Here is a 20,609-nt window from a genome sequence, read left to right as displayed (position 1 = left end):
GAATGAATTGACTGTGCTGATACTTACGTATCACTTGGTCACTCAGTTTCATTGATTAAATCTTTTAGACTAAATCATTTCACGAGTGCCCACACAGATTGCATGGTCAAATTGTTAAAGAACAATATCGATTTGGAACCGCTGTCCCGTCTCGATGTGGTGCATAATACAGTGATAAATTTTCAAGTCAACACATTTTTTAAAATTAATTTCTGCCAGCCCTTTATTTGTCTGGTCCCTTATAAGTTAACTTTTACTTTATTGCTTTATCTATATAGAAGAAGAAAAAATTATGAAATGATCAAAAAAAGATCGTACTTTACCCCCTAAACGACCAACAAACATCTTACACACCACTTAAGCACAAGTTATCCACAGAACCAAAAAACAGAATTAACACATTGATTTTTAATCACTTAAACTGCAACACCAACTAGTAAAACATCAAAAAACAATAAAAACACCCTGTTAGCATCCTGTTTAAATAAAAAGGCCAAAATATAAACTTTTGGCCTTTAATCATATAAATTACTTAATTTCGAGCAATGAAATAGGGATTCAATAGCTCTGGCCGATGATATGACAACGTTTGACCATCTAATAGTTGGACCGAACCACCAGCACTTGTAAGAACGCACTGTCCTGCAGCGGTATCCCACATCATTGTCGGTCCTAGACGAGGATAAACATGAGCTCGTCCTTCAGCAATTAAGCAGAACTTTAATGAAGAACCGACTTCAATAAACTTATGCTCACCTAACTGGGTAAGATACGCTTGCAATTCAGAAGATGGATGAGAACGACTTCCTACAACCGTTGGTACCGTTGCTGGACGAACCTTTAATACTTCTTTTGTTGCTGATGTAATAAGCCATGCCTGCGATCCATCTGCAATCCAACTTTTTTGCAATGCCGGGGCATGAACAACACTAAGAATAGGTTTACCTTGCTCAACTAACGCAATATTAACGGTGAACTCACCATTCTTACGAATAAACTCTTTCGTACCATCAAGTGGATCAACTAGCCAAAATTGCTGCCACTGTTGGCGAACAGACCAATCTTGGTGAATTAACTCTTCAGATAGGATAGGGATATTGGGGGTCAGTTGACGTAATCGACTAACAATTATTTCATTAGCAGCTAAATCAGCAGATGTGACTGGACTATTGTCGGCTTTTGTCTCTACCGAAAGTTGGCCATGATAATGTTGCAAGATGATATTGCCGGCATCAGTTGCAATGGCAAGAAGCGTATCGAGTGAAATAGCCAATAGAAACCTCCTGTGAACTATTTGCTAATAATATGGCGAGCGTACAGCTCATCAACACACTTCGATACTAAATCTTCTATGTGGTTATCGCTACCAGAAACCAAATGGATCTCAGGCTCAAGCGGTTTCTCATAAATAGAGTCAATGCCCGTGAATTGTTTAATTTCACCAGCTCTGGCCTTTTTATATAACCCCTTAGGATCACGCCGCTCACATTCAACTAATGAGGTATCGACAAACACTTCAATAAACTCACCATCTGCCACTAAATCACGAACTAACTGACGTTCTCTCCGTTCTGGCGAAATAAATGCACTAAGTACAATCAGTCCAGCATCAGCCATTAATGCTGCAACCTCTCCTATACGACGAATATTTTCCCTTCTATCTTCAATAGAAAAGCCCAAATCCCGGCATAACCCATGGCGAACATTATCACCATCAAGCAGATAAGTATGGTAGCCACGCTGAACCAATTCCTTTTCTAATGCACCTGCTATCGTCGATTTACCCGCGCCACTTAAACCGGTAAACCAGAGAATGCAGGGGCGCTGTTGTTTCAGCTCTCCTCGTATCTGTTTATTGACTAAATGCTGATGCCAAATCACATTGTCTTTGACTAAAACTGAAGTCATTGCAACACTCCTTATTAATTAAGAGGCAGAAAATGGGAAAAATAGAGGAATAAGCACAAGTACAGTGCTGGAATAAACTAAAGAGAGCGGCAATCCCAATTTAATAAAATCACGTAGCTGATAATTCCCTACGCTATAGACCAATAAATTAGTTTGATAACCATAGGGTGAAATGAAACTGGCACTAGCGCCAAAAAGAACGGCCATAATAAAAGGCATAGGATCCACACCGTATCCTAAGGCCAAACTATAACCGATGGGAAAAGCGAGAGCAGCTGCTGCATTATTGGTAATCAGCTCAGTAAGAACTAAAGTCAATAGATAGACAGCAATCAATCCACCATAGACGCCAAAACCGTTAAATGCCGTTATTAAAGCATCACCCAGCCGTTGCGAAAGACCCGTACTTAACATTAACTGAGCAAGAGATAAGGCCGAACCGACAATAACAATAATATCGATAGGAAAACGACGGCGGATTTCAGCCAGTGAGATCATGCCAAAAGCGAGTAATCCCACTAAAAGGATAGCCAATCCTTTTAGCAGGGGAACCCAATTTAAAAGCGCTAATGCAATCACCGATATAAAGCTAACCAGAACTAGCGCACTCTTTCTTTGATCAAAACGGGCACTGGAATCAAGACCATTAAACAGGACAAACTCACGTGAAAGTTGAGCTCTATTAGTAAAGAAGGTCTTCCCCGGCACAATCACAAGCGTATCCCCAGCTTCCAGGCGAATATTGCCAAGCCCGCCTGCTAAGCGTTCATGACCACGACGAATTGCAACAACAACACCATCAAAACGCTCTCGAAAATCGGTCTGTTTTAACGTCTTACCACATAAATGGCCAGAATGACTCACCACCATCTCTAACATTGATTGCCCATTAAGGTGATGCTGTCCAAAAAGCTCTAAGCCATGGATCTCTTGTAAGGTAGTAACACTGTCAATATCACCGCAAAAAAGTAAACGATCATTGGCAACCAATTCAGTATCAGGACACACAGGAGCAATGGTTCTCCCCTCTCGAATGATCTCGGCAAGAAACAATCGACGCAATGCACGTAGACCATTATCTGTGACACTTTTACCAATCAACTGCGAATGTGACGCTACGGTTGCTTCAAGAAAATAAGGTAATGAATCATCATGATCATCATCGTAAGTAGGCAGGCTATAACTTAGGGGGATCAAGACAAACAACCCGACCACCAGCACTGCTAAACCAATTCCAGATGGGGCGAAAAAGCTTAAACTGGGCAATCCTGCATTTTCTACAAAACTATTTACAATCAGATTTGTTGATGTGCCGATTAGCGTTAAAGTCCCGCCTAAAATAGCCGCATACGACAAAGGCAATAAGAGCTTGGAGGGAGCATGACGTTGGTTTCGTTTAACCGCACCGATTAGAGAAACCACCACTGCTGTATTATTGGTTAAAGACGATAAGATAGCAGTAGAAAGGCCGAGTTTAGTAACAACTTTAGAGTGGGATCCTTGGGAAATTTGTAATCCAACCCAACTGATCAAGCGCGTTTTCTCTAGCGCAATTGAAATTAGAATCAATAAAACTAAGGTCAGCAGAGAGCTATTAGTAAAATTCCCGGCAAGCTCAGGCAATGACAGTAAATTACTTTGGTAAGCGATGAATGCAATGCCCGCAAATAACCATGCAGGCTTAATCTTGGTCACCACTAAAGCAATGACCAAAACTAACAACATGGATAATACCGCTCCTTGCTCCCAACTCATCAGCCGCTACCCTAACAATTTACTGATATCAGAGCTGTTCCAGTGCGGAAAATGCTTACGAATAAGCGCGTTTAACTCCAATTCAAATTGAGAGAAATTAGCTTGGGTTTGATTATTTTCTAACGGCTGACGAACCATGCCAGCACCAACAGTAACATTGGTTAAGCGATCGATAATAATAAAGCCACCGGTATCTTTACACGCTTGGTAACTGTCAATAGCTAAGGTTTTATTGAATTTCACTTTTGCGAGTGCAATACCATTGAGAGACAGTTGCTCCGTGCTAAATTGAGTTAACTTATTAATATCAATCTGATGTTCAAATCCAATGACTTGGCCTTGGGTTTTATTACCTGCAATTTTAATATCGTATTCACGGCCAACGGTTAACGGCGACTCAGCCATCCAGACAATATCAGCCAATACTTGATTTGCTAAGGTTACAGACTCTGAGGCTGCAACGAGCGTATCACCTCGACTGATATCAATTTCATCGGTTAAAGTCACTGTAATCGCTTGCCCCGCTACGGCTTGCGGTAGATCACCATCAAACGTCACAATACGTTCGATATAAGATTCTTTTTCCGACGGAAGTACCTTAACCTTATCTCCTACAGTTAACGTACCTGAGGCCAATGTGCCCGCAAAACCACGAAAATCAAGATGAGGACGATTAACATACTGCACAGGAAAGCGCATCACTTGTTGTGCTAATGAGTGGTTAACTTCAACTTGCTCTAAAACTGCCAATAATGAGCTCCCTTGATACCAAGGTGTCTTTGCACTTAATTCAACAACGTTATCCCCCTCAAGAGCAGATAATGGAATAAACGTTATCTCAATATTGGGATCCAATTGTTGGGCAAACTCTAAATACTGTTGTGAGATCTGAGCAAACACCTTGGGATCAAAGTCGATCAAATCCATTTTATTGATCGCTACAATAAAATGACGGATCCCAAGCAAAGATGCGATATAAGAGTGACGACGGGTCTGATCGAGAATTCCTTTACGAGCATCAATCAAAATAACCGCAACATCACAAGTTGAAGCGCCTGTCGCCATATTTCGCGTGTACTGCTCGTGCCCTGGTGTATCGGCAATAATAAATTTGCGCTTTTGAGTAGAAAAATAACGGTAAGCAACGTCGATAGTAATCCCTTGTTCACGCTCAGCTTGCAGTCCGTCCACCAACAAAGCCAAATCAGGTTTTTCTCCGGTTGTTCCAACTTTTTGGCTGTCAGCATGAATCGCCGCTAATTGATCTTCATAGATTTGCTGGGAATCATGCAGTAAACGCCCAATCAGGGTACTTTTACCATCATCAACCGAGCCGCAGGTTAAAAAGCGTAATAATGATTTATTTTGATGTTGGTCGAGATAAGCTTCAATGCCAAGCTCGGCAACCTGTTGTTGAATTGCGTGGTTCATCTGCTCTCTCCTTAGAAATATCCCTGACGTTTTTTTAGCTCCATTGAGCCCGATTGGTCATGATCAATGGCTCGACCTTGGCGCTCACTGGATGTCGCCACCAGCATCTCTTCAATTATTTCAGGTAATGTGGTTGCCGTTGATTCAATAGCTCCAGTTAAGGGATAACAGCCAAGCGTTCTAAAACGGACACTCTTCTGCTCCACTTTATCGCTATCAGTAAGTGGCATTCGCTCATCATCGACCATAATTAACATGCCATCTCGCTCAACCACAGGGCGCTTATCGGCCAAATACAATGGAACAATTTCAATATTTTCAAGATAGATATATTGCCAAATATCCAGCTCAGTCCAATTTGAAAGGGGGAATACTCGAATGCTCTCACCTTTATTAATTTGACCGTTATAAGTACGCCATAACTCAGGGCGCTGATTTTTGGGATCCCAAGTATGATTTTCATCACGGAAAGAATAAACCCGCTCTTTAGCCCGAGATTTCTCTTCATCGCGACGAGCACCACCAAATGCAGCATCAAAGCCATACTGATTTAATGCCTGCTTTAGTGCTTGGGTTTTCATAATGTCGGTGTGTTTAGATGAACCATGTGTAAACGGCCCCACCCCCATCGCTAACCCTTCTGGATTTTTATGTACTAATAACTCAAAACCGTATTTCTTTGCTGTACGATCTCGAAATTCGATCATCTCGCGAAACTTCCAATCAGTATCGACATGAAGCAGTGGAAATGGGATCTTTCCTGGATAAAAGGCTTTGCGAGCCAAATGCAGCATGACCGATGAATCTTTACCAATTGAGTACATCATTACCGGATTATCAAACTCAGCGGCGACTTCACGAATAATATGAATACTTTCTGCTTCTAACTGTTTGAGGTGGGTTAAACGTGCTAAATCCATGACTGTCTCCATTTATACCAAGTTCACAACAGCTGCAGATGATGGCTGTGATTGTGTTTGATTAAACCATTGCAATTTCGACTGAAGAGCAACAACTTCTCCAATCACAATCAAAGATGGCGACTGGGCCTGCTTTGCCAATTCTGATAACTGCGATAATTGCCCTACCAGCACTTTTTGTTCAGCTTGGGTTCCTCGTTCAATAATCGCGATAGGGGTATGACTAGATCGCCCATAAGCTAAGAGCTGTTGTTGAATATAAGATGACTTAAGTAGTCCCATATAAATCACTAACGTTTGTCGTCCTCGAGCAAGCGTGCTCCAATCCAGATCATCTTGTTCTTGTTTTAAATGGCCGGTAATAAACATTGCACTTTGAGCATAATCACGATGAGTCAACGGAATACCGGCATAACTGGTTGCCCCAGCTGCCGCAGTAATACCCGGAACCACATCAAACTCAATTCCATGTTCCACCAAGACTTCCAGCTCTTCTCCTCCGCGGCCAAAAATAAAGGGATCGCCTCCTTTTAAACGCACTACTTTTTTACCCTGTAATGCAAACGCCACTAACAATTGGTTGGTTTGTTCTTGGGGAACACTATGACAACCCGCTTTTTTACCGACAGAAACAAGCTGAGCCTCACGGCGAACTAATTCTAAAATTTGAGGCGAAACAAGTTGGTCATAGAGCACCACATCCGCTTGTTGCATCTGTTGTAATGCCTTTAGGGTCAAAAGATCGGGATCGCCAGGACCGGCCCCAACCAGAGAAACATGACCGACTGGATTAGATTGATATGAAAGCGTGATGAGCTCTGCCTTAGCTTGCTCGATATTATTACTGGCAATCAGCTGAGCAAAACGGCCACGGAAGGCTTGCTCCCAAAAATGTCGACGCGCAGAAAAAGAAGGTAATACTTGCTTTAGCTGAGCACGAAACTCCCCTGCTACCTGAGCCATTTTGCCAAGATGCTGCGGCAATAACGTTTCTAATTTTTCTCGTACCAATCGAGCCAATACTGGCGCCTTTCCTGCCGATGAGATAGCAATCACAATAGGCGAGCGATCAATAATAGAAGGAACAATAAAGCTGCAACGTTGTGTATCATCAACCACATTAACCAAAATCTGACGTTGATTTGCCGCTTGATAAACCAACGTATTTACCGCTTTAGAATCTGTTGCTGCAATCGCTAAAAACATGCCATTCAACAACTCAGGGGAAAATGAATCAGCCAGTAGTACCACTTGTTGATTGGTAATTGCGGCTTGTATTTCGGGGCTAACACTCTTTGCTACTAGATGCACATTTGCACCAGCCTGCAATAACATTTGCGTCTTACGCCAAGCAACCTCACCACCACCTACAACTAAGCATGGACGTCGATTGATATCGGCAAAAATGGGGAGGTATTCCATAACCGTTTCCTATCTTCCTGAACTGTTAACCACTATAAGAAGGGATAGTTATTGCCGGAAATTCTAAAATTATCTTTTTTATTCCAAAAAGTTTGGCTGGAATAAAACATCATAAGAAAAGGAACGAATTTGTAACTCTGAGAGAAAAATACAGGAAGGAAGCCAATAATTTCCTGTTTATCTAATGAAAAAAGATTAACTTATAGCCAATTCTTATTAAGAAGCGAAATGAATATGGCAATCGTTTGGCTCTCCTTTGCTGCTTTTTAAACCTACTTAAGTCACAGATAGCGATAATTTCGAGAGCTTAAGCACAATTAAACGATCAGTTCACATTTCTTGCGGCAAAAATTTGCTACTTTTGCCACGCTTTTCTATGTCTATGTTTTTGGAGCAAACAATGAAACTATCTGCCAAGCCACTTTCTATTGCGGTACTTGGTGGCCTACTTGCGATTGCAGGTCCGGCTACTGCAGAAACGATTAAACTACGTATTCTGGAAACGACAGATATCCATACCAACGTAATGGATTACGACTACTACAAAGATAAACCAACGGAAAAAACCGGTTTGGTTCGTACTGCAACTTTGGTAGAAAAGGCGCGTGATGAAGTGCCAAATGCTATCTTGGTAGATAATGGTGACTTGCTACAAGGTAGTCCAATGGGTGACTACATGGCAGCAAAAGGCATTAAGAAAGGCGAAGTTCATCCTGTATATAAGGTGATGAACCAACTGGATTACGAAGTGGGTAATATTGGTAACCACGAATTTAACTATGGTCTCGATTTTCTAAAAACCAGTCTTGAAGGGGCAACCTTCCCATACGTTAACGCCAACGTGTACGACTTAAAAACCGGTAAGAACCTATTTACTCCATACCTTATCAAAACACATACGTTCACCGATACCGATGGTAAAGCACACCAAATTAAAGTGGGTTATATCGGCTTTGTTCCACCTCAAATCATGGTTTGGGATAAAAAGAACTTAGAAGGTAAGGTAGAAGCTAAAGATATCAAGCAAACTGCAGAGAAATTTATTCCGCAAATGAAGGCGGAAGGTGCCGATATCATTATTGCAATTCCACACTCTGGTGTATCTGCCGATCCTTACAAGGTTATGGCTGAAAACTCAGTGTATTACTTAACTCAAGTAAAAGGCATTGATGCCATTGCATTTGGTCACTCTCACGCAGTTTTCCCAGGTAAAGATTTTGCCAAACTGCCTGGTGCTGATATTAAGAAAGGAACAATCAACGGTATTCCTGCCGTTATGCCAGGTCGCTGGGGCGATCACGTAGGTGTAATGGATCTAGTATTAGATAAACAAGGTGATAGCTGGAAAGTTATTGATGCTCAAACTGAAGCTCGTCCAATTTTTGATATGGCCAAGAACAAACCTATTGTCGATGCCGATCCGAAACTGGTTGCCGCAGTTAAAGTCGATCACAATGCCACTCGTGATTTTGTAAATCAGCCACTCGGTAAAGCAAGCGATGAGATGTACAGCTTCCTTGCGTTAGTTCAAGACGATCCTACTGTACAGATCGTTAACCTAGCACAAAAAGATTATGTTGAACGCTTTATTCAAGGTGACCCAGATCTAGCGGATATCCCAGTTCTTTCTGCAGCAGCACCATTTAAAGCAGGCGGCCGTGGTAACGATCCAACAAACTTTACCGAAGTAGAACAAGGTGAGCTGACTTTCCGTAACGCGGCAGACTTATACTTATACCCTAACACTCTAGTTGCTCTTAAAGTGAGTGGCCAAGATGTGAAAGAGTGGTTAGAGTGCTCAGCAGGTCAGTTCAATCAAATCGATCCAAATAAAACAGAGCCTCAAGGTCTGATCAACTGGGAAGGTTTCCGTACTTATAACTTTGACGTAATTGATGGCGTAACTTACAACATTGATCTAACCCAGCCAGCTCGTTACGACGGTGAATGTAAGCTGATCAATCCAGACTCGCACCGTATCAAAGATCTTGAGTTCAATGGTAAAGCGGTTGATCCAAAACAAGCCTTTATTATTGCGACCAACAACTATCGCGCATACAGCGGTAAGTTTGCCGGTACAGGTGAGAAGCATATTGCTTTTGCCGCTCCTGATGAAAACCGCACCGTACTTGCCGAGTACATCAGCCGTGTGAGCAAAGAGAAAGGTCAAGTTGTACCAAGTGCTGACAATAACTGGCACTTCAGGCCAATTAAGAGCGAGAAACCAGTTACCATTACTTTTGAAACCTCACCAACAGAAAAAGCGGCTGAGTTTATTAAAGAAAAAGGTCAGTACCCAATGAAACAAGTTGGTACCGATAAAGTGGGCTTTGCCGTTTATAATCTAGATCTATCAGCGAAGAAATAAATCTCTTTTATTACTCGCAATTGACGACAAAAAATAAAAAATGCCGCAACAAATAACGTTGCGGCATTTTTATATGTATTAGAAATACGACTACTGACGGCGATAACTACCCGTTGGTTGTAGAGCAAAGCTGACCGTACGACCATCATCGGTAATTTGCAGATCTGTAACTTCACCACTGCTATTGGTACGAAAACGCAGAACCTGTCCACGATGAATACGACTAATAGGTTTATCACTACCCTCGACTTTAGCCATTAAGAAAGCATCACGATCATTGAGTGATAGCTTACGGAAAATATTCGCCAGCGTTTCACCAGACTGCACAGTATACGAACGCCAAGGCCCAGCAGACGCTTGAATTTTAGCTTCTTGAGCTGCGGCATTTTTCACTTTTTCCATATAAGGTGCAGAGCCATCCAATGGATAGATTTTCGATGGATAAGGTTTTAACTCTGGACGAGGACCATTATCAACCATACCGCCAGTTGGATGTGGCTGATTAGGATCTTTGACCGCTTTAGCTGCACCCGAAGCTTTATCATCTGGCGCTTTGTCATCTTGAGCACGGTTGGTGGTCGCAGAAATATCCAGTTTAATCGTACCTTGCTTATCACCATCAGAGGTTGAAGAGGTTGTTGATATTTCAGGCTGGGTAACCACACCGCCTAAATCTAAACTGATTTCACGGCGACCGTCACTACTGCCATCATTAAGATCTGATTGGAGGTCATTACTGGTTGGTAAGAAAAAAGCACCTATCATTAATACCCCAACTACCGTTACGGCTCGACGATGAAATGTTGGTAATTTTTGCCATCCGACAGTTAAGGGAGCAATGCCATCTAATAGGCGTTGTTTTAGCGCGTTCATATCTTTGGTATCTCGTTTGGTTCTATTTTTTCTACTTAAACGGCGATTAGCCTGTCCCATAATATCCACTCCATAGCAATTCCGATCACGCAATAGCCGAATCAGACTGACAACAGTTTACCGCAATAGGAATAACCTGTTATCCTGCACCCTTAATTCACTCGACCAAAGAGATGATCATCATGTTCGATGTAAAACTGGATACAGTTGAAACAAAAGCAAGTTACGGTATCGGTCTACAAATGGGCCAACAACTTGCACACAGCGGTCTTGAAGGCCTAAACGTTGCAGCTATCGCAAAAGGTATTGCTGCATCTCTAACTGGCGAAATGCCAGAAATCGAAGTTGACGAAATCAATGATGCACTTCGTGAACTTCACATGCGTGCTGAAGAAATTCGTCAAGCTCAAGCAAAAGCTGCTGCGGCTGAAGGCGAAGCATTCCTTGCTGATAACGCGCTACGTGAAGAAGTAACTGTAACTGATTCAGGTCTTCAGTACGAAGTACTTGTTGAAGGTAACGGCGAAATCCCAACTTCAGACAAGACTGTACGTGTTCACTACCATGGTACTCTAACTGACGGTACTGTATTCGACAGCTCTGTATCTCGTGGTCAACCAGCTGAATTCCCTGTAACTGGCGTTATCGCTGGTTGGGTTGAAGCTCTTCAGCTAATGCCTGTAGGTTCTAAGTGGAAACTATACATCCCACAAAACCTAGCATACGGTGAGCGTGGTGCGGGTGCTGCTATCCCTCCATACGCGGCACTAGTATTTGAAGTTGAACTTCTAGACATCCTATAAGTTAATCCCAACTCAATACTGTCACATTGTCATAAAACGGCGCTTCTTGCGCCGTTTTTTGTTCAAAAAATAACAAATAATTTCAAAAATACCCTTTTAGCATATAAAGTAGTGCCCAATTTCGATTTCTGCTCTAGGATGTACACCATACTAATAAGGAGAAATTGTCATGAACAAGCGCCATACTTTAACTGCGTTAGCTGTAATCGGTATGCTAACCACCAGCACTATGAGCTATGCATTTAGCCTATCAGATATCTTCGGCGGCTCGGATGTGCAACAAACAACCTCTGCAATTGCAAACAATCCACTAACTCAGCTACTAACAAACAAACTTGGTGTATCACCACAACAAGCGGCTGGCGGTGCTAGTGCACTATTAGCGTTTGCTTCAAGTGAACTGCAAGGCGATCAAGCCAAAGAACTGCAAAACCTAATTCCAGGTAGTAAAGCTCTTGCTGATGCGATCCCTGCTGGATTAAGTGGTCTACTTGACGATCCTAGCACACTCAATAAAGTATTTAGTATCTTAGGTATTGATAGCAAAACTGCTGATGAGTTTGCTCCTGTTATTATGCAATTTTTAAAACAGCAAGGCGCAAATCAAAACTTGCTAACGACCCTTGCCAATGTATGGGCACCAACGAACTGATTTAGTTCCCATTAATCATTGAGTTCCTACTAATCATAGCTTCACCTTGTATTAGTAGATACAAAACAGATTAAGAACGAAGGGCTTTAGCTAAAAGCCCAAACGAAAAAAGGACTCGCTAGAGTCCTTTTTTGTATGATAAGCAGGTCAAATTACAGCTTAGAATAACCAAGTTTCAACATTGGCAGGGGCTTGACCTTGCGATAGTGACTTCATGCCTTTGACACAGCGAACGATGTACCAAACATAAGCAAAAATAACGATAAAGAAACCAACAAAGACCGAACTTAAAATACCGCCAACAAACAGCAATAACAGACCGATCCAGAAAGTACGAATTTGGAAGCGGAAGTGATCTTGAAGCCATTGCGGTGCATCGCCTTTATTTACATACGCCATAATCACACCAACAATACCGGTCACCCCGATCACAAGACCTACCAAATATAGGATATAAATGATCTTGGCATTATTTTGTCCATTTGACATAAAGCTATCCCCTTAAATCACCAACAAAAAATATCTGACAAGCATTATTGAGCAGTGTTTTATAAATTGTCAATTGGGTTTTCTAATTGAAGAGAAAAACTCGATGAAAATACCAAAAATCACTCAGTTATAATGGTTAAATACCAGAACCATCTGCTTCTTGATCTTCATGTAAGCCACACTCGCGCTTTAAACCAAAAAAACGCGTTTCTTCTTCTTTCATACCGGGTTGCCACTTTTCACTTGTATGAACATCACCAATGGAGCGATATCCCTGCTCTTTTAAAGGATGATAAGAGAGTTGATGAGCTTCAATATAATGGGCGATATCCTCATCACTCCAATCAATCACAGGTAAAAATTTAAAGACTCCATTTTGAATAGCTAATACGGGTAAAGAGGCGCGAGTACTCGATTGTTGACGACGTAATCCAGAAAACCAAGTCCCCACTTTCAGCTCATCTAAAGCTCGGCGCATCGGCTCGACTTTATTGAGCTGGTTATAACGTTTAATGCCATCAATACCTTGCAGCCAAAGTTGACCATATTTAGCTTCTTGCCACGCCGGACTTAATGGAGCGCGATAAACCTGTAAGTTTAAATTAAGTTGCTGAGTTAACTTATCAATAAACTGATAGGTTTCAGGAAATAAATACCCAGTATCGGTCAAGATAACCGGAATATCTGGTTTGATTTGCGTGACCAAATGCAACATAACAGCAGATTGAATGCCAAAACTTGAAGCTAAAGCAAACTCTCCCGTCAAATGATCTAATGCCCATTCAACCCGTTGCTGCGCGGTAAAGGTTTCAAGCTCAGCATTAATTTCAGCCAAGGCTAAGATTTGACTGACCTTAGGTTGAGCCAGTAATGCTAAAAGATCATAATGGTGTTTAGGCATAAAAGTCCCTCTTTGATACTTCAACAGGAGCGATGATTCCAGCTCGAATCGTAAAATCCCCAAACCCTTCTTGAGCTTCACGTTCTTTAGCCCAACGGCTAACCAGTTGATCAATCTCCGTTAAGATCTCAGCAACAGTAATGTTTTCTCGGTACATTTTAGGCACTCGGGTTCCACTGCGATTTCCACCAAGATGTAAGTTGTAACGTCCAGGCGCTTTGCCGACTAACCCAATCTCTGCCAACATCGCTCGACCACAACCATTTGGACAGCCCGTCACGCGAAGAATAATGTTGTCATCGGTAGGTAAACCATGACGCTGTAGAATTTGCTCAACATCAGTGACAAAAGAGGGAAGAAAACGCTCTGCTTCTGCCATGGCTAAAGGACAAGTAGGTAACGAGACACAGGCCATCGAATTTTTGCGTTGTTCACTCACCCCATCATTGATCAGGCCGTGATCACGAGCGATCTTTTCGATCCGAGCCTTCTCGCTTAAAGGGACTTTTGCCACGATTAAGTTTTGGTTTGCTGTCATACGAAAATCACCTTGGTGGATCTTGGCAATTTCAGCGACCCCGGTTTTAAGCGGTTTATCAGGGAAATCCAATAGTCGTCCATTTTCAATAAACAAAGTTAGATGCTCATAACCATCAATACCTTGTACCCAACCAATGCGATCGCCTCGCTCGGTAAATTCATAAGGGCGACTTGGAGCAAAGCTCACACCTGCACGTTTTTCTACCTCAGCCTTAAAGACATCAACACCTACCCGATCTAAGGTGTATTTGGTTTTGGCATTTTTACGGTGAGAACGATTTCCCCAATCGCGCTGAGTCGTCACTACAGCCTCAGCAATTGCAAGGGTGTGCTCTAGAGCAATAAAACCAAAATCATCGGCACGGCGTGGATAGGTACTCTTATCACCATGAGTCATTGCTAGCCCACCACCGACCAAAACATTAAAACCAACCAACTCCCCTTCTTGAGCAATGGCAACAAAATTGAGATCGTTGGCATGCACATCAACATCATTTTGCGGCGGGATCACCACAGTCGTCTTAAACTTACGAGGCAAATAGGTGCTGCCTAAAATCGGCTCTTTGTCTGTAGTTTCTAGCTTTTCACCATCGAGCCAAATCTCAGCATAGGCGCGAGTTTTCGGTAATAAATGCTCACTAATTTTTGCTGCCCATTCATAAGCTTGTTGATGCAACTTAGACTCAATCGGGTTACTGGTACACAACACATTACGGTTTACATCTCCTGCGGTAGCAATCGAATCAATCCCGATCTGATTTAACGTCTGATGCATCAATTTGATATTGGGTTTAAGGACACCATGAAACTGAAAAGTCTGTCGTGTTGTCAGGCGAATACTGCCATATAAACTGTGCTCGGTTGCAAACTTATCAATAGCCAGCCACTGCTTAGGGGTTATCACACCACCTGGCATTCTGGCTCGTAACATCACATTGTGGAGCGGTTCGAGTTTCTGTTTTGCCCGTTCAGAACGGATATCTCGATCATCTTGTTGATACATGCCATGAAAACGAATGAGCTGAAAGTTATCACTGGTAAATCCCCCAGTAATAGCATCGTTTAGGTCTTGCTCTATGGTGCCACGTAGATGATTACTTTCTCGTTTTAGACGCTCATTGTCTGATAGTTTTTGCTCACTCATTAGTACACATCCTTTTGATAACGCTTTGCTTTTCTTAGTTCTGCCAAGTACTGTTCGGCTTGTTCTGCATTTTTATTACCGTGTTGCTGTACGAGAGTCAGCAGAGCTTGATGAACATCTTTTGCCATTTGACTTGCATCACCACAGACATAAAAATAAGCGCCGTCTTCTAACCATTGCCATACCTGTTTGCCATGCTCTAATAGCCGATGTTGGACATACACTTTCTCGACTTGATCTCGACTAAACGCCACATCAAGTTGAGTCAACAGGCCCGATTTCAAATACTTTTGCCATTCCACCTGGTAGAGAAAATCTTCCGTAAAACTACGATCGCCAAATAGTAGCCAGTTTTTACCCGAGGCTTCACGATTATCACGTTCTTGTAGAAAGCTGCGAAATGGTGCGATTCCCGTTCCTGGCCCAACCATAATAATGGGGGTACTGTCATTTTCTGGTAATTTGAAATGGTTATTGGTTTCAACAAAAACCTTTACCGCATCATCTTCCGCTAAACGTTGTGCTAAAAAGCCCGATGCACCACCCAAACGGATCTGATCTTTCTGCTGGTATTGCACAACCCCTACGGTGAGATGCACTTCTTCACCAACTTCACTCATACTGGATGCGATGGAATAAAGCCTTGGGGTTAAACGACGTAAGAGACTTAATAATTCAGTGGCGGTCAATTGCGCTTTTTTTTCTGCTATCACATCAACAATCTGAGTTTCTGCCGCGTATTGGCGCAATTTATCTTTATTGGTGATTAATTTAAGTAGCCGTTTACTTTGAGATAACTCAGCGTATTTTGTGACGAATAAAGGATTGGCTGCGGTGATCTCATAATGATGCTGCAAAGCTGTCGCAAGCGATAATGTCTCGCCATCAACGTCGACTAACGTTTCCCCATCTAAACCTAACGTGCTCAATAGTTGCGAGACCAACTCAGGATCATTTTGATACCAGATGCCCAAACTATCCCCTGGCTCATAACGTAATCCAGACCCTTCAAGATCAATTTCAATATGGCGAACATCTTTGCTGGAGTTGCGTCCCGTAATCTTTTGCTGCACGCTTAAAGAAGCCGTGAACGGATTTTGTTTGCTGTAGTTAATAGCCTGAGCACTGCTGTGGCTAATAGGTAACGGAACCACTTGAGCTGATGTCGTTAGAGCTTGTTGAATCTGCTCTAACGCTTGTCCTTGCCAAGTACTGATGTCTGCACTGTAATCGACATCACAATCAATTCTTGGCACAAACGCCTTCGCCCCTAATCGCTTAAAGAAAGCATCAAAATCTTTACCCGTCTGACAGAAAAATTCGTAACTCGAATCACCCAACCCAATCACCGCATAATTGAGCGGTTCCAGTTTGGGAGCTTTTTTCGATTGCATAAACTCATACAGTTCGACCGCATCATCTGGTGCTTCACCTTCCCCATGCGTCGATGCCACCAGCACAACATACGTTTCTTTAGCAAGATTTTTTCCTTTGTAATCTCCTGCCGCAACCACCTGGTTTTCAATGTTATGTTGATTTAAGAATGTCGCGACTTCCTGCGCAACACCTTTAGCATTACCCGTTTGAGAGGCATAAATTAGGGTTACTTTAGGGGCGGGGTTACTATGGGCATTAAGCGAAACATCCCCAGTGGCTTGCGCTACGGCAGCAACTGTGGGTGTTTGACTTAAGCCCCAAAAATAACCGCTGATCCAAGCCAGTTGCTGGGGCGATAATTCGGCGGCGGTTTGGGCCAACGTTGCTAGTTGTTGATCATTGAGCGGGCTTAATGCCGTCAATGGATTTGCAGCTTCCTTTGATATCATGACTACTCGATCCCTCTACATTGCTTAGGGTTAGATTAGCCACTTCTATAAATAACAAGAAAGAATAGATAAGAATGTTTTATAACCGTTTGTAAGGTTATGCACAGAAATAAACCACGCCAGATACGACTCCTAATCGCTCTAGCGCAGTAAAAAATGGATAATATATAAGGTGATTAGTTAGAACTCATCAGCAATACGAACTTGATGAAACCCTACCTCAAAAGCCTGCTCTGTAGCGCTATCAATATCACTGTAGCATTGCTCACTACCACCACTGTCGGTAAGCGGAACTAAGCCTCCACGGCGATGGCGAAACTCCACAATCCAACCATCGTGAATCGAAGGTTCAATGACCGCTTCAACCAAATCGCGTTGTGCATATAAACGCTGTAATTCAGTTAATGTCATAAGCCTATCTCCCTGTCCATTCCACGCACACAGCCACCATAGGCAAATACGTGGTATTGATATCATTATCTGTATAGGCGACGCTTGCGCGACTACAGAGAACTATACCAAGTTACTTTTTATAAAAATGGTACAGAATGCAGAAAATAGGCAACAAAAAGCCACGAAAAGATCGTGGCTTTTTTATTATTCAATAAATTCTAAGGCTTAGAAATCCACTTCAGCGCCTAGGAACCAACCGTCTAGTTTCACATCATTACGAGCTTTATCAAAATCGTAATCCATCATGCGGTAACCGCCACGAAGGTTAAGATCTGCAACGACTAGAGGTAGTGTGAATTTCACACCAGCTTGGCCATCAAATGTTTTAGTACTATCGATGTTGCCGTAGTTTAGCTTAGTAAATACAGCAAGAGGAGTCATTGGGATACCAATTTCTGCATTACCGTATAGGCTTGGCTGCCACTTATCAAAATGGTCTGGACCAATATTTACTGAGCTAAAGTTAGTCATAGTTAGACCAAGATCCAGCGCTACTAGATCGTTATCTAGGATCTCGTAGTAAGCAGTGAAATCAGTTTGATCAAATTTTGCGTTATTAGCATCAATGTTGTTGTAACGGATCTCAACATTTGGCACTAGTGGAATAAAGTGCTCAAGAGAAACGTAGTAAGAACCTGATGTAGAATCGTCCGTGTGACCAGCAACTTTAGAGTCAGCGAACCATGCATCAGCACCAACTTTAACACCTAGAAGAGTATCTGCTTGGGCAGGAATTGCTGCAAACGTTGCGGCTAGCACTGCAGCTGATAGCGCTAATTTTTTCATTATTAGAGTCTCCGCTCTTGGTTTATTTGTTTTCGACACCGCAAGAATATACCAGATGCAAAAAAATAGCGCTCAATTCTCTTGTCAGATTTACATAATTATACCCAACTATGACACCTTTCTGACCTACAACTAGTAACGACGGCGGTAATCGTTATCACGACGAGCCTGCTTTTCCTTGTGCTCTCGGTAGAAATAGACACCAATGGCAATCACAATAATCCAAGGTAGCAACTTAATCACTAACCCCAGCATTCCCGCTACCATCATCAGAGCAAAACCTGCCGCTACTGCCACCAAAATACCGATAACACTAATACCTGTGAATACCAATACCGCAGTAAATGCTAATAAAAATAACAGTTCAAACATAACCTTATCCTCTAAATCGTCAGCGTTAATCGCTCTTTTTCTTGTTGTTATTTATTCACTTTATCGCAAGCTATCAGACAAAGACAGCGGCTTTAAAGACTTTGTTATTGTTCGATATTGCACAAACCGAGCCAAGTTAAAGAATTTAAAATTCTCTTATATTTCAGGTAAATAAAAAGGCCACTCACATTACTGTAAGCAGCCTTATCTCAAATACTGGTCTAATTAGCTAACTATTGGCTTTTTTGACGAGCTACACATCTAAATGAGCAGGAATTTTAGCCAGAGCTTGTTGTAGTACTTCAATGCCAGAACCTGGTTTATGAGCATTTTCACTAATATGACGACGCCATTGACGTGCACCAGGCATATTTTGGAACAGACCTAGCATATGACGAGTGATATGACCTAAGTAAGAACCTTGTGCCAATTGCTGTTCAATGTATGGGTACATCGCTTCAACCACTTCACGACGTTTCATTACAGGTTTTGTGCTGCCAAATAAACGCTGATCAACTTCTGCCATAAGGTATGGGCTTTGGTACGCTTCACGGCCTACCATCACACCATCCATATGTTGCAGGTGCTCTTCCATCTCTTCAAAGGTTTTAATGCCACCATTAATGCCCATAGTTAGTTCTGGAAAATCTCGTTTTAGCTGATACACACGAGGATAGTCTAGAGGTGGAATTTCACGGTTCTCTTTTGGACTTAGACCTTTTAGCCAAGCTTTACGAGCGTGAATAGTAAAGTTATCACAGCCGCCTTTTTCCGCTACGGTTCCGATAAAATCAGTCAAAAACTCATAAGAATCTTGCTCATCAATACCGATACGCGTTTTAACGGTTACAGGAATATCCACCACTTCACGCATAGCGGCAACACAGTGTGCCACCAACTCAGCTTCGCCCATCAAACATGCGCCAAACATACCGTTTTGAACACGATCTGAAGGACAACCTACATTTAAGTTAATCTCATCATAACCGCGCTCTTGCGCTAACTTCGCACAACGAGCAAGATCAGCAGGGTTCGAACCACCTAACTGTAGCACTAATGGATGCTCTTCTTCGTTATACGCTAAGAAATCGCCTTTACCGTGAATAATCGCGCCAGTTGTCACCATCTCAGTGTACAACAGAGCATGCTCACTCATTAAACGGTGAAAGTAACGGCAATGACGGTCGGTCCAATCAAGCATGGGAGCGACAGAGAATCGAGCTGATGGATACATAGTTAAAATCTCACTAAATTTCAGCGCCTTAGCTATATAACCCACTATGGCGAAGCTAGATAAATGGTGTTTCTTTGTAATCGAGAGGTCGTTGGTCTTAACTCAGACTCAAAAGCTTGCAAGGTTACAAGAATAGGGAGCGGGATTATACAGATCGAAACCCTATGCTTCAAATTTGCTCTTGCTCAGTTTATATCTCCTCGCAAACGAATACCTTTAAGCCTCGGCTATGGTACACTAAGTTGCTTATCGTTATTTTTTGAGGTCTTATGGCAAATCAAACACAGCTGCTGGAAAAAGCACAACAGCTATGTGATCAACGAGGTGTGCGTTTAACACCGCAACGCCTAAAGGTATTGGCTTTGATTATTGAGCACCATAGCTCAATTACTGCCTATGAACTGCTGGATCTGCTAAAAGTGAGTGAACCTCAGGCTAAGCCACCAACAGTGTATCGCGCACTGGACTTTTTGATGGCTCAAGGGTTTATTCACAAAGTCGAATCCACCAACAGTTACATTGCCTGTTGCGTGCTAGGCCATGCCGATCACTGCTCACAATTGCTGATTTGCGATGAATGCGGTTATGTGGAAGAGTGCCATGACGATGATTTAGCCAAACTATTGCGCCAAAAAACAGAAAAATACGGCTTCAAGGTTGACCACCATGTGGTAGAAAGCCATGGCGTTTGTCGCGACTGCTTGAGCTCAAAACAATAGCCTTAGTGACATT

Annotated in this window: 19 protein-coding genes; 4 read left to right on the top strand and 15 right to left on the bottom strand. The window is 42.4% G+C overall.

What is annotated here, in order from left to right:
* Positions 1-532 precede the first annotated feature (532 nt).
* The 6 genes from cysQ to cysG are packed head-to-tail and all read right to left on the bottom strand — an operon-like array spanning position 533 to position 7,436.
* On the bottom strand, positions 533-1,273 hold the full coding sequence (gene cysQ, locus CTN07_RS18140; protein WP_005301513.1) for a 3'(2'),5'-bisphosphate nucleotidase CysQ: 741 nt from the start codon (positions 1,271-1,273) through the stop codon (positions 533-535).
* A gap of 17 nt (positions 1,274-1,290) precedes the next feature.
* Positions 1,291-1,908, bottom strand: coding sequence for an adenylyl-sulfate kinase (cysC, locus tag CTN07_RS18135; protein ID WP_005301515.1), 618 nt, complete (start codon positions 1,906-1,908; stop codon positions 1,291-1,293).
* A gap of 18 nt (positions 1,909-1,926) precedes the next feature.
* Positions 1,927-3,663, bottom strand: coding sequence for an SLC13 family permease (locus tag CTN07_RS18130; RefSeq protein WP_036764479.1), 1,737 nt, complete (start codon positions 3,661-3,663; stop codon positions 1,927-1,929).
* Between the two features lie 6 nt (positions 3,664-3,669).
* Entirely contained in the window at positions 3,670-5,094 is a 1,425-nt protein-coding gene (cysN, locus tag CTN07_RS18125) for a sulfate adenylyltransferase subunit CysN (RefSeq protein ID WP_005301540.1), read from the bottom strand.
* An 11-nt stretch (positions 5,095-5,105) separates the two neighbouring features.
* Positions 5,106-6,014, bottom strand: coding sequence for a sulfate adenylyltransferase subunit CysD (gene cysD, locus CTN07_RS18120; RefSeq protein WP_036764481.1), 909 nt, complete (start codon positions 6,012-6,014; stop codon positions 5,106-5,108).
* A gap of 12 nt (positions 6,015-6,026) precedes the next feature.
* Positions 6,027-7,436, bottom strand: coding sequence for a siroheme synthase CysG (gene cysG, locus CTN07_RS18115; protein WP_005301543.1), 1,410 nt, complete (start codon positions 7,434-7,436; stop codon positions 6,027-6,029).
* Between the two features lie 400 nt (positions 7,437-7,836).
* On the opposite strand from cysG, the gene CTN07_RS18110 reads away from it, so the two are divergent.
* Positions 7,837-9,804 carry a bifunctional 2',3'-cyclic-nucleotide 2'-phosphodiesterase/3'-nucleotidase gene (locus tag CTN07_RS18110; protein ID WP_005301546.1) on the top strand — a complete coding sequence of 656 codons (1,968 nt, stop codon included), beginning with the start codon at positions 7,837-7,839 and terminating at the stop codon, positions 9,802-9,804.
* A 90-nt stretch (positions 9,805-9,894) separates the two neighbouring features.
* Here the strand turns inward: CTN07_RS18110 and CTN07_RS18105 are convergent, their stop codons facing one another.
* Positions 9,895-10,737 carry a LysM-like peptidoglycan-binding domain-containing protein gene (locus tag CTN07_RS18105; RefSeq protein ID WP_005301548.1) on the bottom strand — a complete coding sequence of 281 codons (843 nt, stop codon included), beginning with the start codon at positions 10,735-10,737 and terminating at the stop codon, positions 9,895-9,897.
* Positions 10,738-10,859: 122 nt separating this feature from the next.
* Between CTN07_RS18105 and bamJ the strand changes: the two genes are divergently transcribed.
* Both bamJ and CTN07_RS18095 read left to right on the top strand, forming a co-directional pair.
* A complete protein-coding gene (gene bamJ, locus CTN07_RS18100; RefSeq protein WP_005301550.1) occupies positions 10,860-11,480 on the top strand; it encodes a BamJ family beta-barrel-assembly machinery protein in 621 nt (206 codons plus the stop codon).
* A gap of 169 nt (positions 11,481-11,649) precedes the next feature.
* Positions 11,650-12,132: a DUF2780 domain-containing protein gene (locus CTN07_RS18095; protein WP_005301552.1), complete on the top strand. Its 483-nt coding sequence runs from the start codon at positions 11,650-11,652 to the stop codon at positions 12,130-12,132.
* 159 nt (positions 12,133-12,291) lie between these two features.
* Here the strand turns inward: CTN07_RS18095 and CTN07_RS18090 are convergent, their stop codons facing one another.
* From CTN07_RS18090 to dusA, 8 genes are all read right to left on the bottom strand, one after another.
* On the bottom strand, positions 12,292-12,621 hold the full coding sequence (locus CTN07_RS18090; RefSeq protein WP_036764483.1) for a DUF4870 family protein: 330 nt from the start codon (positions 12,619-12,621) through the stop codon (positions 12,292-12,294).
* A gap of 136 nt (positions 12,622-12,757) precedes the next feature.
* Positions 12,758-13,522, bottom strand: a complete 765-nt coding sequence (locus CTN07_RS18085; protein WP_005301556.1) for a phosphoadenylyl-sulfate reductase — start codon at positions 13,520-13,522, stop codon at positions 12,758-12,760.
* A complete protein-coding gene (gene cysI, locus CTN07_RS18080; RefSeq protein ID WP_005301559.1) occupies positions 13,515-15,206 on the bottom strand; it encodes an assimilatory sulfite reductase (NADPH) hemoprotein subunit in 1,692 nt (563 codons plus the stop codon). The genes CTN07_RS18085 and cysI overlap by 8 nt, the downstream gene beginning before the upstream one ends.
* Complete coding sequence (locus tag CTN07_RS18075) at positions 15,206-17,032, bottom strand: assimilatory sulfite reductase (NADPH) flavoprotein subunit (protein WP_005301561.1); 1,827 nt, start codon at positions 17,030-17,032, stop codon at positions 15,206-15,208. The genes cysI and CTN07_RS18075 overlap by 1 nt, the downstream gene beginning before the upstream one ends.
* A gap of 180 nt (positions 17,033-17,212) precedes the next feature.
* Positions 17,213-17,443: a hypothetical protein gene (locus CTN07_RS18070; RefSeq protein ID WP_036764485.1), complete on the bottom strand. Its 231-nt coding sequence runs from the start codon at positions 17,441-17,443 to the stop codon at positions 17,213-17,215.
* Positions 17,444-17,650: 207 nt separating this feature from the next.
* Positions 17,651-18,271, bottom strand: a complete 621-nt coding sequence (locus CTN07_RS18065) for a TIGR04219 family outer membrane beta-barrel protein (protein ID WP_005301563.1) — start codon at positions 18,269-18,271, stop codon at positions 17,651-17,653.
* Between the two features lie 132 nt (positions 18,272-18,403).
* Positions 18,404-18,643, bottom strand: a complete 240-nt coding sequence (gene pspG / locus CTN07_RS18060; RefSeq protein WP_005301565.1) for an envelope stress response protein PspG — start codon at positions 18,641-18,643, stop codon at positions 18,404-18,406.
* Between the two features lie 253 nt (positions 18,644-18,896).
* On the bottom strand, positions 18,897-19,877 hold the full coding sequence (gene dusA, locus CTN07_RS18055) for a tRNA dihydrouridine(20/20a) synthase DusA (protein WP_036764488.1): 981 nt from the start codon (positions 19,875-19,877) through the stop codon (positions 18,897-18,899).
* A gap of 269 nt (positions 19,878-20,146) precedes the next feature.
* On the opposite strand from dusA, the gene zur reads away from it, so the two are divergent.
* On the top strand, positions 20,147-20,596 hold the full coding sequence (gene zur / locus CTN07_RS18050; RefSeq protein ID WP_036764490.1) for a zinc uptake transcriptional repressor Zur: 450 nt from the start codon (positions 20,147-20,149) through the stop codon (positions 20,594-20,596).
* Positions 20,597-20,609 lie beyond the last annotated feature (13 nt).

It is taken from the genome of Photobacterium damselae, assembly GCF_003026815.1.
GTDB lineage: Bacteria > Pseudomonadota > Gammaproteobacteria > Enterobacterales > Vibrionaceae > Photobacterium > Photobacterium damselae.
Note: the sequence above shows the minus strand (reverse complement) of the source record. Positions and strands in the feature narration are given on the sequence as shown.

What these genes read in the sequence shown, in the direction of transcription:
- cysI (WP_005301559.1), bottom strand. Translation starts at nt 15,206, where the DNA reads ATGAGTGAGCAAAAACTATCAGACAATGAGCGTCTAAAACGAGAAAGT.
- zur (WP_036764490.1), top strand. Translation starts at nt 20,147, where the DNA reads ATGGCAAATCAAACACAGCTGCTGGAAAAAGCACAACAGCTATGTGAT.
- CTN07_RS18075 (WP_005301561.1), bottom strand. Translation starts at nt 17,032, where the DNA reads ATGATATCAAAGGAAGCTGCAAATCCATTGACGGCATTAAGCCCGCTC.
- CTN07_RS18090 (WP_036764483.1), bottom strand. Translation starts at nt 12,621, where the DNA reads ATGTCAAATGGACAAAATAATGCCAAGATCATTTATATCCTATATTTG.
- CTN07_RS18105 (WP_005301548.1), bottom strand. Translation starts at nt 10,737, where the DNA reads ATGGGACAGGCTAATCGCCGTTTAAGTAGAAAAAATAGAACCAAACGA.
- CTN07_RS18065 (WP_005301563.1), bottom strand. Translation starts at nt 18,271, where the DNA reads ATGAAAAAATTAGCGCTATCAGCTGCAGTGCTAGCCGCAACGTTTGCA.
- CTN07_RS18085 (WP_005301556.1), bottom strand. Translation starts at nt 13,522, where the DNA reads ATGCCTAAACACCATTATGATCTTTTAGCATTACTGGCTCAACCTAAG.
- CTN07_RS18070 (WP_036764485.1), bottom strand. Translation starts at nt 17,443, where the DNA reads ATGACATTAACTGAATTACAGCGTTTATATGCACAACGCGATTTGGTT.
- CTN07_RS18110 (WP_005301546.1), top strand. Translation starts at nt 7,837, where the DNA reads ATGAAACTATCTGCCAAGCCACTTTCTATTGCGGTACTTGGTGGCCTA.
- CTN07_RS18095 (WP_005301552.1), top strand. Translation starts at nt 11,650, where the DNA reads ATGAACAAGCGCCATACTTTAACTGCGTTAGCTGTAATCGGTATGCTA.
- cysG (WP_005301543.1), bottom strand. Translation starts at nt 7,436, where the DNA reads ATGGAATACCTCCCCATTTTTGCCGATATCAATCGACGTCCATGCTTA.
- bamJ (WP_005301550.1), top strand. Translation starts at nt 10,860, where the DNA reads ATGTTCGATGTAAAACTGGATACAGTTGAAACAAAAGCAAGTTACGGT.
- cysN (WP_005301540.1), bottom strand. Translation starts at nt 5,094, where the DNA reads ATGAACCACGCAATTCAACAACAGGTTGCCGAGCTTGGCATTGAAGCT.
- dusA (WP_036764488.1), bottom strand. Translation starts at nt 19,877, where the DNA reads ATGTATCCATCAGCTCGATTCTCTGTCGCTCCCATGCTTGATTGGACC.
- CTN07_RS18130 (WP_036764479.1), bottom strand. Translation starts at nt 3,663, where the DNA reads ATGAGTTGGGAGCAAGGAGCGGTATTATCCATGTTGTTAGTTTTGGTC.
- pspG (WP_005301565.1), bottom strand. Translation starts at nt 18,643, where the DNA reads ATGTTTGAACTGTTATTTTTATTAGCATTTACTGCGGTATTGGTATTC.
- cysD (WP_036764481.1), bottom strand. Translation starts at nt 6,014, where the DNA reads ATGGATTTAGCACGTTTAACCCACCTCAAACAGTTAGAAGCAGAAAGT.
- cysC (WP_005301515.1), bottom strand. Translation starts at nt 1,908, where the DNA reads ATGACTTCAGTTTTAGTCAAAGACAATGTGATTTGGCATCAGCATTTA.